11 protein-coding genes and 1 tRNA gene are annotated in these 12819 nt (G+C 55.1%); 7 read left to right on the top strand and 5 right to left on the bottom strand.

All coding sequences use genetic code 11. From position 1 onward, the window contains the following. Nucleotides 1–332: 332 nt before the first annotated feature. Nucleotides 333–1604, top strand: coding sequence for an MFS transporter (locus VH413_19630; GenBank protein ID HEX3800913.1), 1272 nt, complete (start codon nucleotides 333–335; stop codon nucleotides 1602–1604). Here the strand turns inward: VH413_19630 and VH413_19625 are convergent. Then, entirely contained in the window at nucleotides 1601–1861 is a 261-nt protein-coding gene (locus tag VH413_19625) for a hypothetical protein (GenBank protein HEX3800912.1), read from the bottom strand. The genes VH413_19630 and VH413_19625 overlap by 4 nt on opposite strands. Before the next feature lie 182 nt (nucleotides 1862–2043). Between VH413_19625 and VH413_19620 the strand changes: the two genes are divergently transcribed. The 6 genes from VH413_19620 (at nucleotide 2044) to VH413_19595 (ending at nucleotide 7944) form a co-directional block, all read left to right on the top strand. After that, complete coding sequence (locus VH413_19620) at nucleotides 2044–3102, top strand: trypsin-like peptidase domain-containing protein (protein ID HEX3800911.1); 1059 nt, start codon at nucleotides 2044–2046, stop codon at nucleotides 3100–3102. A gap of 150 nt (nucleotides 3103–3252) precedes the next feature. Next, nucleotides 3253–3705, top strand: coding sequence for a D-aminoacyl-tRNA deacylase (dtd, locus tag VH413_19615; protein HEX3800910.1), 453 nt, complete (start codon nucleotides 3253–3255; stop codon nucleotides 3703–3705). A gap of 54 nt (nucleotides 3706–3759) precedes the next feature. Continuing rightward, nucleotides 3760–5721 carry a lipase maturation factor family protein gene (locus VH413_19610; protein HEX3800909.1) on the top strand — a complete coding sequence of 654 codons (1962 nt, stop codon included), beginning with the start codon at nucleotides 3760–3762 and terminating at the stop codon, nucleotides 5719–5721. Between the two features lie 54 nt (nucleotides 5722–5775). Next, entirely contained in the window at nucleotides 5776–7062 is a 1287-nt protein-coding gene (locus VH413_19605; protein ID HEX3800908.1) for a PQQ-binding-like beta-propeller repeat protein, read from the top strand. Nucleotides 7063–7207: 145 nt separating this feature from the next. Then, a tRNA-Arg gene (locus VH413_19600) sits at nucleotides 7208–7284 on the top strand. Nucleotides 7285–7305: 21 nt separating this feature from the next. Next, nucleotides 7306–7944 (top strand): hypothetical protein, encoded by a 639-nt coding sequence (locus VH413_19595; protein HEX3800907.1) that lies wholly within the window; start codon nucleotides 7306–7308, stop codon nucleotides 7942–7944. A 6-nt stretch (nucleotides 7945–7950) separates the two neighbouring features. Here the strand turns inward: VH413_19595 and VH413_19590 are convergent, their stop codons facing one another. The 4 genes from VH413_19590 to VH413_19575 all read right to left on the bottom strand — a co-directional run bounded on the left by VH413_19590 (nucleotide 7951) and on the right by VH413_19575 (nucleotide 12783). Further along, complete coding sequence (locus VH413_19590; GenBank protein HEX3800906.1) at nucleotides 7951–8913, bottom strand: NADPH:quinone reductase; 963 nt, start codon at nucleotides 8911–8913, stop codon at nucleotides 7951–7953. A 91-nt stretch (nucleotides 8914–9004) separates the two neighbouring features. After that, nucleotides 9005–9994, bottom strand: coding sequence for an aldo/keto reductase (locus VH413_19585; protein HEX3800905.1), 990 nt, complete (start codon nucleotides 9992–9994; stop codon nucleotides 9005–9007). A 36-nt stretch (nucleotides 9995–10030) separates the two neighbouring features. Then, on the bottom strand, nucleotides 10031–10867 hold the full coding sequence (locus VH413_19580; protein HEX3800904.1) for a sigma-70 family RNA polymerase sigma factor: 837 nt from the start codon (nucleotides 10865–10867) through the stop codon (nucleotides 10031–10033). Nucleotides 10868–11508: 641 nt separating this feature from the next. Next, nucleotides 11509–12783, bottom strand: coding sequence for a Gfo/Idh/MocA family oxidoreductase (locus VH413_19575; GenBank protein ID HEX3800903.1), 1275 nt, complete (start codon nucleotides 12781–12783; stop codon nucleotides 11509–11511). Nucleotides 12784–12819 lie beyond the last annotated feature (36 nt).

Genomic DNA, 12819 nt, shown 5'->3' with positions numbered 1-12819 from the left:
GTTGGAGATGTTTTCAAAGTGTGGTTCAATGGGGCGGATCTTTGACAAGGGATTTTGCGGTTTGAGGAGGCGAAGTGACCGGAGGAAGCACTATGGGCCGGGAAAGTTCGCTTATTTGCTCAAATTGGCTCGCGTTTGATCCGCTTAAATTCGCGTTGGCTCGCTTAGGCTCGGATAAGTTCGCTTAACGGGGAAAATATTTTTTTGGAAGGGTGCGATTAAGACCGCAAATTTTTAATTTGATAAAGAATTTGCGCTTTAGAGCATTCGATGGAACAGACTTGCGATGATTTTGGGTGAACTTAGACTCACCGGCTCGGATTGGCAGCATCATGACTAATATAAATGCGGACACGGGCGGTGTGGTTTGGACGCCAGCGCGGGAGCGATTCCTGTTGCTGACACTCGCGGCCATTCAATTCACCACGATCCTCGATTTCCTGATCATCATTCCGCTCGGGCCGCAGTATATGGAGGTTTTCCATATCTCGATCGAACAATTTCAACTGATCGTGGGCGCGTATGGCATCAGCGCGGGAGTCGCGGGGCTGGTCGCGAGTTTTTTCCTGGATCGTTTTGACCGGAAGAGCGCGCTGGTTTTCCTGTATGCCGGTTTTACCATCGGCACGCTTTTTTGCGCGATGGCGCCGACGTATCAACTGCTGGTGGCGGCACGGTTTTTCGCGGGCGCGTTTGGCGGCGTTTGCGGAACGGTAATTCTCTCGATTGTCGGCGACGTGATTCCGATGGCGCGGCGCGGTCGCGCGATGGGATTGGTGATGTCTTCGTTTTCGGTGTCGTCCATCGTGGGTGTGCCCGCCGGTTTATATGTGGCGGCGCGGTCGAGTTGGCATGTGCCTTTTTATGCGATTGCGGTGATGAGCGCGGTCGTGTGGGTGATCGCGGTGATCGTCACGCCGCCGTTGCGCGATCACTTGAAGCACGCGACGGATGAACATCCGGTGGCGCGCATCTGGGCGGTCATAAAGCATCCCGATCATCAGAAGTCGTATATATTCATGGCGGCGCTGACGTGCGCGGGGTTCTGCATCTTTTCCTATATCCCGACTTACATGGTCACCAATGTGGGAATGACCGAGGACCAACTGCCGTTGATTTATTTGGTGGGCGGATTGTGCACGGTATTCAGCATGAACTGGATTGGGCGGTTGGCGGATCATTGGGGGAAGCTCAGAGTATTTACGATCATTTCGTGTTCGACGGCGGCGCCGATTCTTTTGGTGACGAATTTGCCGCGCGTTTCGCTGGTGGTGGCGATTGCGGTTTCGACGCTGGTTTTCGTTTGCATGTCCGGGCGCATGGTCCCGGCGATGGCCCTGATGACCGGGGCGGTGGAGGCGCGTTACCGGGGAGGATTCATGAGCGTCAATTCTTCGGTGCAGCAATTCACGATGGGAGTCACCGCTTATTTCACTGGAAAAATCATTGGCACGGGACAGCACGGTGAGATGACGAATTTTCCGATCAACGGCATCATCTCCATCGCTTGCATGTGCATGTGCATTTATCTAGCGCGTTTTCTCAAGCTGCCGGCGCATAGTAGTGAAACTGCGGCCGAGCCGGTTTTCAGTGAGATGGGTTAGGTGTTTGGCTTTTTGCCCAGCAAATAAAGGAGGAACGACCACAAGCCAGAAAAGCGGTATTGCGAATCCACATATTTTTCGATGACGTAAAACACGCAGTAGTAGAACCGGCAAAAGCACCAAACAGAGAGCGCCAGCAGCGCGGTGACTTTCAACGTGGGCGCTTCGAGAATCAACAATGCCGCTGATAGCAGGCCGAGAAGGAGGAATAAAATTCCTTTGAATTTTATGGCTTTTGCCGAGGTGAGGTCTTTCATGCGAAAAAATTTGCGAACCTTGGATGAAGCAATTTCGCTTACGAGATTTATAAAGTCAAATTCCCTCCGCGCCTCCGCGGTTCAAATGAGTATCGTCGCCCTCATTTGACGACGGCGAAATCTCCATTATCTTGCGATAGAAAGTTGGGGGCTTTCGGGAGGCGCCCACTAGAAAGAGAAGTATGAACGACACACATTTTCACACCGATTGGGAGCAGGGAGCCGCGCAGCCGATTCTCGACGTGAGCGATAACCCGCTCATTTCGTCCCAAACCACAACGCCCGTTTCCAGCGACGATGAATTGCTCGATGCCTATTCGCGCGCAGTCGTTAAGGCGACCGAACAAGTCAGCCACGCCGTCGTCAATATCGAAGTGATGAAGCATGTGCCCGGTCGCGGTGACGTGCGCGCGGGCAGCGGTTCGGGTTTCATCATCAGTCCGGACGGTTTGGTGCTGACGAACAGCCACGTCGTCCACGGCGCGAGTAAAATCGAAGTCACGCTCGACGATGGCCGCCGGCCCGATGCCCATTTGATCGGCGAAGACCCGGAGACGGATCTTGCGGTGCTGCGTATCTACGCGCCGAATTTGACCGCCGCGAAACTCGGTGAGTCGAAAGATTTGCGCGTCGGACAACTGGCCATCGCGATTGGCAATCCGTATGGTTTTCAATACACCGTGACGGCGGGCGTGGTGAGCGCGTTGGGACGGTCGTTGCGCGCCAATTCGGGGCGCTTGATGGATGACATCATCCAGACGGACGCGGCGTTGAACCCGGGAAATTCCGGCGGGCCGCTGGTCAATTCGCGCGGCGAAGTCATCGGCGTGAATAGCGCGGTGATTTTGCCGGCGCAAGGCATTTGCTTCGCGATTGCGATAGACACCGCGAAATATGTCGCCGGCTGGCTCGTGAAGGATGGCAAGATTCGGCGCAGCTATATTGGCGTGGGCGGCCAGAATGTGAAACTTCACCGGCGCGTGATCCGGTTCCACAATTTGCCAGTGGAAACGGGTTTGCTGGTGGTGTCGGTCGAGCCGAAGAGTCCGGCGGAAGCGGCGGGTTTGCAGGTCGGCGATGTGATCGTCGAATTCGACGGGCAACCCGTGGCTTCGATTGATGCGCTGCATAAATTACTGACGGAATCGCGCATCGGCAACAAGTCGCGGCTGCATGTGGTTCGGCACACGGAAAATATGTTCACGGACATTGTGCCCGCGGAATCGCCGGCGCGGAATTGAGGGTGCGGGCATCTATTCCCTCTCCCGTTTCTAACGGAACGGGCGAGGGAGAAGACTTCGTAAATACGTCCGCTTGTTCTTTGAAAAATCTTTTCGTTGCGGGCAACGTCAGGACTTTTCAAATGACCACGACTGCGCCAACCTTCACAGATGCGTGCCGTTATCCAACGAGTTTCGAGCGCCAGCGTCGTCATTGATGGAAAGATTCATGGCGCGATTGCGAATGGTTTGCTGGTGCTGCTCGCCATTGAAGAGGCGGACACGGTCGAGGACATTGAATGGCTCAGTGGAAAAATTGTGCGCCTGCGAATTTTTTCCGACGACGCCGGTTTAATGAATCTTTCCGTGCAGGACAAGCAGGGCGGGATTCTGCTCATCAGTCAATTCACACTTTTTGCGAGCACAAAAAAAGGCAACCGCCCATCTTACATTCGGTCCGCGCGGGCGGAGATTGCCGTGCCGCTGTATGAGCAATTCATCGCGCGGTTGGCCGCCGATTTGGGCCAGCCCATTCAAACCGGCAAATTTGGCGCCGACATGCAAGTCACGCTTACCAACGACGGCCCGGTGACCATCATGATTGATTCCAAAAATCGCGAATAGCGCTGCGGCAAATCGTAAATCGCCAATCTCGAATCGTTCGTGTAAGATAATTTTGTGACAGTCGCTTCCGATACTGATTCGCTGCCGGTCATGCCGCTGATGATCTACGACGGCGATTGCAACTTTTGCAAATTTTGGATCATTCGCTGGCAACGCGCCACCGAGGGGCGCGTCGAATATGCGCCCTCGCAAGACCCGCGCATCGCCGAGGCGTTTCCCGAAATTCCGCGCGAGCAATTTAATGAGGCAGTGCAATTCGTAGAGTCGGACGGAAAAATCTACAGCGGCGCGGAGGCGGTTTTTCGTTCACTGACTTACAGCCGGTGGTGGGCATGGACGTTTTTTCTTTATGACCGGGTTGCCGGGGTGAAGCCGGTGACGGAAGGGCTTTATAAATTCGTCGCGCGCCGCCGCGAATTTTTTTCCTCACTCACGCGACTGCTTTGGGGGCGCGAAGGCGCTTCGCCAGAATACACTCGCGTGCGCTGGATTTTTCTCCGGTTGCTGGGGCTGATTTACCTCGCGGCATTTGTTTCGCTCGGCACGCAAGTGACCGGTCTCATCGGCAGCAACGGCATACTGCCCGCCGAAAAATATATGACCGCGGCGCAAGCGCAACTGGATCGCGAGCACATCGGCTTTGAAAGATACCAGATCCTGCCGACCCTTTGCTGGTTCAGCGCGAGCGATAAATTTCTTGAAGGACTTTGCATCGCCGGCGCGGCGATCTCAGTTTTGCTGATCGTCAATGTGGCGCCGGCTGCGTGTCTTTTTTTGACGTGGCTGATTTATCTTTCGCTGATGTGCGTGGGTGAAGATTTTCTGAGTTTCCAATGGGATGCGCTATTGCTTGAAACGGGTTTGCTCGCGATCTTTTTCGCGCCGCTGCATATTTTTCCATCGCGTAAAAAATCATCACCGCCATCACGGGCGATCTTATGGCTGCTGCGATGGCTTTTGTTCCGGTTGATGTTTGAATCGGGCGTGGTCAAATTGATCAACCACGACGCAAACTGGCGAAACCTGGGTGCACTGCGTTTTCATTATGAAACCCAACCGCTGCCAACGTGGATCGGTTGGTACGCGCATCAATTACCCGGCTGGTTTCAGACGGCTTCGGTGTTCCTGATGTTCGTCATTGAACTGGCGGTTCCATTCCTGATTTTTGCGCCGCGCCGTCTTCGGTTTATTGGATGTGGAATATTGATCTTGCTGCAGGTCGCGATTTTTCTAACGGGGAATTATTGCTTCTTCAATCTGCTGACGATGGCTTTGTGCATCGCACTTTTGGACGATGCGTTCATCAGCCGCTTTCTGCCCAAACGCTGGCGCGCTGGAAAAATTTCTGCGAGTGAAACATCGCCGCCGGATGGAAAAGCGTTGCAGGAAATTGTGGTTCCGGCGGGGCCGTCGCTTCCGCCGGCAAATGCGCGCCGCTGGCCGGGATGGGCGACTGGTATTTGCCTAGCGGTGGTGCTGGTGATCACAGTGCCGCAGGTCGTCGGCATGTTGACGCAGACACAAATATGGTTTCCGCCGGGAGCGGTTGCGGAAGGGTTGCTCAGCCCGTTTCGGAGCATCAATACTTACGGTCTCTTCGCGGTGATGACCACAGAGCGGCGCGAAATCGTGATCGAAGGCAGTAGTGATGGGCAAACCTGGCTGCCGTACGAATTCAAATATAAACCCGGCGATCCCGCACGCCGTCCGCGATTCGTCGCGCCGCTGCAACCACGGCTTGACTGGCAGATGTGGTTCGCCGCGCTCGGCAATTACGATGACAACCGCTGGTTCTCGAATTGTTGCCTGCGCCTGTTGCAAGGCTCGCGCGATGTCACCGGCCTATTCAAGCACAACCCGTTTCCCGTAACGCCGCCGCGATATATTCGCGCGCTGGTCTATGATTATCATTTCACCACGCCGCAGGAACGTCGCGCGACCGGCAACTGGTGGACCCGGAAACTCATCGGCGAATATATGCCCGAAATTTCTTTAAGGGAAAAGCAGACACATTAGTTGCCGACAAAAATGGCGTGCAATTTCCTTAGGCTCGCTTATTTTTTCCCAACCATGAGCAAACTCCGTTCACTTCTTATTTGCTTTATTTTTCTGGGCTCATTTGCCGCGCGCGCCGATTGGCCGGACTTTCGCGGGCCGTGGGAGGATGGCGATGCCTGCGCGCCCGGCAACACCAATTTGCTCGGCCTGCCATTGCAATGGAGCGAAACGAGCCACGTTAAATGGAAGATGCCCATCCATGACCGAGGCTGGTCCACGCCGGTCATTCTCGGCAAACAAATCTGGCTCACCACGGCGACCGAAGACGGGCACGATTTTTATGCTGTCTGCGTGGATGCCGACACGGGGAAAATTTTGTCCGACCAAAAATTATTTCATAGCGACAATCCCGAGCCACTCGGCAACGACGTGAATTGTTACGCATCTCCTTCGCCGATTCTCGAGCCAGGTCGCGTCTATGTGCATTTCGGCAGTTACGGAACCGCCTGTCTGGACACGAAGAGTTTTAAAGTGCTTTGGAAACGGGACGATATTCCCTGCCGACATTATCGCGGTCCGGCGTCGTCGCCGGTGATTTTTGAAAATCTGCTTATTCTCACGCTCGATGGCATTGATCTGCAATATCTCATTGCGCTGGATAAGAAGACTGGCAAAACAATTTGGAAAACCGATCGCACCGCGCAATGGAACGATTTGAACCAGGATGGCAAACCTGTTAACGGCGGCGATTTACGCAAGGGTTTTTCCACGCCGTTGTTTGTCAAATTGAATGGCAAGACGGTGATGTTCAGCCTGGGCTCAAAGGCGGCGTATTGCTATGACCCGGCGACGGGAAAGGAAATTTGGAAGATACGCCACAGCGGACATTCCGGCGCGTCGCGGCCATTGTATAAAAATGGCGTCGTATTCATCGCGACTGGAAACGGCAAGGGTGAAATGCTCGCCGCGCACGCGGAAGGTGGTGGCGATGTCACCGACACGGGCGTGATCTGGCGAATGACGAAGGGCGCACCGCACATGGTGTCGCCCGTGCTCGCGGGCGATTTGCTGTTCATGCTCAACGAGGGCGGCATCGTGACGTGCGTCGAAAGCGCGACTGGCAAAGTGTTGTGGCAGGAGCGCGTGCCTGGAGATTATTACTCGTCCCTACTTTACGGGGATGGCCGCATCTATTGTTTTAATCGAGATGGCGTAGCAACGGTGTTGAAGGCGGCGCGCAATTATGAAGTGCTCGCGACCAATCGCCTCAATGATGGTTTTATGGCGTGTCCGGCGATCGCGGGAAAAGATTTGATCTTGCGAACCAAGACAGATTTATATCGCATCTCGGGTGAATGAGGGGAAGTTTTCAGTTTCAAGTTTCAAGTTTTCAGCAAGACCGCCTGAACTGAAAACTTGAAACTTTCTTCCAGACTTTTACTTGCTCGAAAATTATTGCGGCCCTATGCTGAAAAAAGGTGCGAAAAATCTGACATCAATGTCTGCGCGTGTAGCTCAATTGGATAGAGTGACGGCCTCCGAAGCCGCAGGTTGTGGGTTCAACTCCCGCCACGCGCACCACTTTCAATCGCCGGCGAAGTTATGAAAACCTTTTTACCCTGGGTCATCATCGTGGTATTGCTGGGTGGAGTTTATGTTTTGTATTCCGCCAGCAAGGAGAAGGATGTCACCCTCGCGAAGCAGGCCGACGAGCTGGTGGAAATGGACAAGTTGCGCGCGGACAGCGATGAATTGAAAAAGACGGCGGGTGACAAGCAGGAGTTGATTCGTTTGCGCAAGGAAAACGAGGAGATGCTTACCATGCGCAGTGAGCTTCATCGTTTGCGCGATCAAAACAAGCAACTAACGGCGCAGCTTGCCGCGGTGCAACAGAAAAGCGAACAAGCCCAGCAAACGCAACAGCAGCTTTCGGAAAAATTGGCGAATGAAAATGTGGCGTTGCGCGGCCAGACGGAAAAGGCCGCGCGCGACCAGGAGATGCAAGCGACGCAAGCGTGCATCGCCAATCTCCGTCAAATTGACGGCGCCAAACAGCAGTGGGCGATGGACAATAAAAAAGCTGCGACGGATGTTCCCACGCCTGCGGACCTGGCGAGTTATTTGCCAAATATGAATCTGATCATTTGCCCGGCGGGCGGGAGTTATTCAATCAATGCGGTGAACATGCCGCCCACTTGCAGCGTCCCGGGACATGTGTTGACGAAGGTGCCCGCGCAGTAATCACCGTCACGCGCGCAATACGATTTTTCCCAGCGCGCCCGGTTCCATCACGGCTTTATGGCCGGCGGCGGCTTCAGCCAGTGGAAATTCTTTTCCAACGACCGGACGCAATGTCCCGTTTTCCAATCCCGCATTGAGCGCGGCGTAAACTCCTGCGAGTTCCTTGGCCGAGCCGTTGCCAAACATGACGCCGAGAATGGCGGCGTCGCGGGACATGGCATCGCGCGGATTTATTTCGACAGGACCGCGGCTGCCGACGACAGCGACGCGTCCGCCTTGCGCGATCACGGTCAGGTCTTTGCCAAGATTGATATTCGCAAGCATTTCCACAATGACATCCACGCCGTGCCCGCCGGTGAGGTCTTCAATCTGTTGCAAATATCCGCGCGCGCGATGATCGAGCACGTGATGAGCGCCTTGCTCCAGCACGACAACGCGTCCCGCATCCGTGCCGCCGGTTCCGATGATCGTCAATCCCGCCGCGCGCGCGATCTGCACCGCAGCCAAACCAACTCCGCCGGTCGCGCCGTGAATCAGCACGGTCTCGCCCGCCACTGCTTTCGCGCGTTGAATCAATGCGTGATACGCCGTGCCGTAGGGAATGTTGACGGCCGCGCCCTGGGTGAATGAAATTTTTTCCGGCAGGGGATGAACTTGCGAAGATTCTGCGAGCGCGTATTCCGCGTACGCACCGGTCAACGTGCCCGCGAGATAAACGCGGTCGCCGGGTTTAAAATTTTTGACGCCTTTGCCGAGGGTGTCCACGATGCCCGCGGCGTCTTTGCCGGGAGTGTAGGGCAGGGTGGGTTTCGCCGCGTAACTTCCGCTACGAATATAGGTATCCACAGGATTGATGCCCGCGGCGTAAATGCGAACGAGAATTTGTTCGGCAGATGGTTGCGGAACCGGAACGTCCTCGAATTGCAAAACTTCAGGCCCGCCGAACTGATGAACGCGAATCGCTTTCATAGATTGATGAAGACAGGTCGCTGTTAAAATTTCAACTTACAACCGAAGGTTAAACGGTCGCTACAAAATAGACGCTTTGGCCAACCGGCAATCACCGATTCACGGTGGCCATCTGTGTTTCGTTATAGCGCATGCCGGCAGCGGCACCTTGCGGCGCGGCTTCGTTGAGGTGCGCGAGGTCGGATGCTGTCAGTTGAAGCTTGAGCGCGCCGACATTTTCCTCGAGATAGCTGCGGCGTTTTGTTCCCGGGATGGGCACGATGTCTTTGCCTTGCGCGAGCACCCACGCGAGCGCGAGTTGAGACGCGGTGCAATTTTTTTCTTTCGCGAGCGATTCGATGCGCGCCACCCAATGCACGTTGCGTTGAAAATTTTCGCCTTGAAAGCGCGGCGACTTGTGGCGGAAATCATCGGTGGTCAAATCGTCCGGCTTTTTGAACGCGCCAGTCAGGAAGCCCCGGCCAAGTGGGCTATACGCAACGAATCCAATTCCCAATTCGCGGCACACGGAGAGAATTTCGTCCTCGGGATCGCGCGTCCACAGTGAATACTCGGTCTGCAACGCCGTGATGGGATGCACGGCATGGGCGCGGCGAATGGTTTGCGCGCCTGCTTCGGACAAGCCGAGGTAACGCACTTTGCCTTCCTTCACGAGTTGCGCCATCGCGCCGACGGTTTCTTCAATTGGCGTGTTGGGATCAACGCGGTGTTGATAGTAAAGGTCAATGGCGTCGGTGTTCAGGCGGCGCAGGCTGGCTTCGCATGCGCTACGGACGTATTCAGGTTTGCCGTTGACGCCGCGAACATTGTGATCGGTCGCGCTGCGGACGATGCCGAATTTCGTCGCGAGGATTACTTGTTTGCGATGATTTTGAATCGCGCGCCCGACGAGTTCCTCGTTTTTGAACGGACCATACATGTCCGCTGTGTCGAGAAAATTGATGCCGAGTTCCAATGCCCGGGCGATGGTGGTTTCGGATTCCTGATCATTGCGCGAGCCGTAGAAATCCGACATTCCCATGCACCCGAGGCCGATCGCCGAAACGATCAGCCCCTGACTGCCAAGTTTTCGTTGTTCCATGATGGAACTATAGCAAAACTTTTTGCTCGCGCCAAATCAGGCGGCGACGCGCACGGTCTCGAGCTTCTCGATCTGCTTGCGCAGCTTGGCCAAAGCCGTGTTCTGGATCTGGCGAATGCGTTCGCGCGTCACGCCAAATTTTTGGCCGACTTCTTCCAGCGTGCGTTCCGCATCGCCGTCGAGCCCGAAACGATAGCGGAGAATTTCCGCTTCGCGTTGTTCCAGCGTGGCGACCAGTTCGCGCAACATCGAGGTATTGGTCTTGTCCTCAAGTTGTTCGTACGGCGTGTCGGCGGATTCATCCGCCACCACATCCGAGATGCGGCTGGTGTCGTCATCGCCGAGCGGCGCTTCGAGCGAGGCCGGGCGAATCGCCGCGGTCCGCAACTGCGCCACTTTCTGCGCGCTGAAACCAAGTTCATCGCCAAGCTCTTCATCGGTCGGTTCGCGACCGAGGACTTCCTGAAGCTTCATCGCCGAGCGGCGCATGTGGAACAGTTTGTCCACCACGTGAACCGGCAAACGAATGGTCTTCGATTGATTCGCCAGGGCGCGTTTGATGGCCTGCTTGATCCACCAGGCGCTGTAAGTCGAAAGCTTGGCGCCTTTGGTGGGATCAAAGCGTTCGACCGCTTTCATCAAGCCGATGTTGCCTTCGTTGATCAAGTCGAGCAACGGCATGCCATAATCTTCGTACTCACGCGCGATTTTCACGACGAGACGCAGATTTGCCTTGATCATCAATTCGCGGGCTTTTTTGTCGCCCTTCTTGATGCGCGCGGCCAACTGATTTTCCTCCTCAATCGTGAGCAACTTGGTCTGGCCCACTTCGCGCAGATATAAATTGAACGCCGTGTTGCCATCATACGGCAAGCGCTCAGGCGCCTTTTCGTAATCGGCCGCAAGCTGCGCTTCATCGCGCGGGACAATCGCCACCGACGGTTCCTTCAATTCGATGATCTGAGCGGTCTGCTCAGGCCCTTTGCTTTTCAGCGCAAATCGCCGGCGCCCGCCTTTGACGGCGAGGCGCGGCGTAGCGACCCCAGTTCTGATTTTCCTCGTATGGCTTTTTTTCACAAAGTTTTCTTTCATTTTGGTTGTTGGTTTTAAAAATCAGATCGGCAAATTATTTTCCGCTCTACGACCTTGCCAGGCCTTCAGGTTTATAAAGCGACTAGTCAACTATTTTGCATCTATTGAACACCGTACATCATTGGACGTTGCGCTATTCAATTCATTCGAGTTGCCACCTCGCATGGCCCGATGATATTTAGACAGCCAGGTCAAGGTTTCGTTTAAAACTTCTTCCATCGTCATTGTTTTGATACGCCATTTCCTACTCACGTTGAAAAGATAGCATACTAGACTAACCAGTCAACTATAATTTGGAAACTCTTCGTGGTTGAAGCAGAGGCACTTGCCGTTTTATTGAAAAAGCAGGCAGGTTCCGGGCGATTGGAACTTGACAGCCGGAACCGCGAAATGTGCCGGGTTTCTCCGCAGAAATTTATGGCTCACGCACGGATTTTCCAGCCGGAACGATATTCATGATGAATGAACTGGTCCGCTTCCGGACAATTCTGTGCGCGCATTTTCTTCGGATCCCAAATAATTTTCTTGCCGGTGCGGTAGGCGACGTTTCCAAGCAAACCGGCCTCGGTCAGCAACGCGCCGTATTGAAAATTACATGTGGTTGGGCCGTTGGTTTTACACGCGTTGATCCACTCGGCGTGGTGGCCGAGAGAAGGCGCGATGGATGGCGGGGGCGGCACAAAACCAGCGAAATCTTTTTCGGGCAGCAAAACATGTTTATCGTAATTCGTCAGCAGCATGCCTTTATCGCCGACGAACAAAACGCCGTTGCCCCACTTTGGTAGTTCCTGCGGCGGACGTTTGCCGCCCGAATACCAAATCAGTTTGACCGGCGGCGCGGCGGCGCGCGCGGCGTATTCGTAGCGGACAATTAACCACGCGGGTGCGCATTCGGGATGGACGGGCGGACCTTCGGCTTCGATGGTCAGCGGCGCTTTAAGATCGAGCGACCAAAATGCCAAGTCGGTCAGGTGGCAGCAGAAATCGGAAAGGGTTCCTCCGCCAAACGCCCACCAACGCCGCCAGTTGAATGGCAAATATTCGTGGCTATAGGGACGGTAGCTAATGGGGCCAAGCCATTGTTCGTAGTCCACGTTGGGCGGAACGGGTTCGCCGGCGGGACGATCCATCGCTTCCCACGGAGAATCAGCCCAACAATGAACTTCGCGGATCGGCCCCAGCGCGCCGCTCTTTACGATTTCGACGACGCGGCGATAGTGTTCGGTCGCGTGGATCTGATTGCCCATTTGCGTGACAAGGCCGGTCTTGCGCGCGACGGCTGCGACGATGCGCGTTTCGGAAATCGTGTGAGTCAGGGGCTTCTCGCAATAAACATGGCGGCCACTTTGCAAAGCGGCGACAGTGGCAACCGCGTGCGTGTGGTCGGGCGTGCCGACGACGATGGCATCCAGGTCTTTTCGCTCGAGCATTTTGCGAAAATCGGTGTAGCGCGCGGCGGACGGAAATTTCAACTGCGCCTTGTCGAGCAACAGAGAATCCACGTCGCACAAGGCGACGATATTTTCCTGCTTCACGCCCGCGATGTCTGCGGCGGCGCGACCTGCTGTTCCGACGACACCGATATTCAGGCGTTCGTTGGGCGAGATTTTTCCAAACGAGGAATGGACTCCAAGCAGCCATGTGCCAGCGGTGGCGACGGCGGAGCGTTTGATGAATTCGCGACGGTTACTGCGCATAAGTTAAGCTGCGAGTGTTTCCCTTTTTCCGCAGTT

It is taken from the genome of Verrucomicrobiia bacterium, assembly GCA_036268055.1.
GTDB lineage: Bacteria > Verrucomicrobiota > Verrucomicrobiia > Limisphaerales > Pedosphaeraceae > DATAUW01.
This window is presented reverse-complemented; position numbering and strand designations above follow the sequence as displayed.

What these genes read in the sequence shown, in the direction of transcription:
- VH413_19630 (HEX3800913.1), top strand. Translation starts at nt 333, where the DNA reads ATGACTAATATAAATGCGGACACGGGCGGTGTGGTTTGGACGCCAGCG.
- VH413_19625 (HEX3800912.1), bottom strand. Translation starts at nt 1,861, where the DNA reads ATGAAAGACCTCACCTCGGCAAAAGCCATAAAATTCAAAGGAATTTTA.
- VH413_19620 (HEX3800911.1), top strand. Translation starts at nt 2,044, where the DNA reads ATGAACGACACACATTTTCACACCGATTGGGAGCAGGGAGCCGCGCAG.
- dtd (HEX3800910.1), top strand. Translation starts at nt 3,253, where the DNA reads ATGCGTGCCGTTATCCAACGAGTTTCGAGCGCCAGCGTCGTCATTGAT.
- VH413_19605 (HEX3800908.1), top strand. Translation starts at nt 5,776, where the DNA reads ATGAGCAAACTCCGTTCACTTCTTATTTGCTTTATTTTTCTGGGCTCA.
- VH413_19595 (HEX3800907.1), top strand. Translation starts at nt 7,306, where the DNA reads ATGAAAACCTTTTTACCCTGGGTCATCATCGTGGTATTGCTGGGTGGA.
- VH413_19590 (HEX3800906.1), bottom strand. Translation starts at nt 8,913, where the DNA reads ATGAAAGCGATTCGCGTTCATCAGTTCGGCGGGCCTGAAGTTTTGCAA.
- VH413_19585 (HEX3800905.1), bottom strand. Translation starts at nt 9,994, where the DNA reads ATGGAACAACGAAAACTTGGCAGTCAGGGGCTGATCGTTTCGGCGATC.
- VH413_19575 (HEX3800903.1), bottom strand. Translation starts at nt 12,783, where the DNA reads ATGCGCAGTAACCGTCGCGAATTCATCAAACGCTCCGCCGTCGCCACC.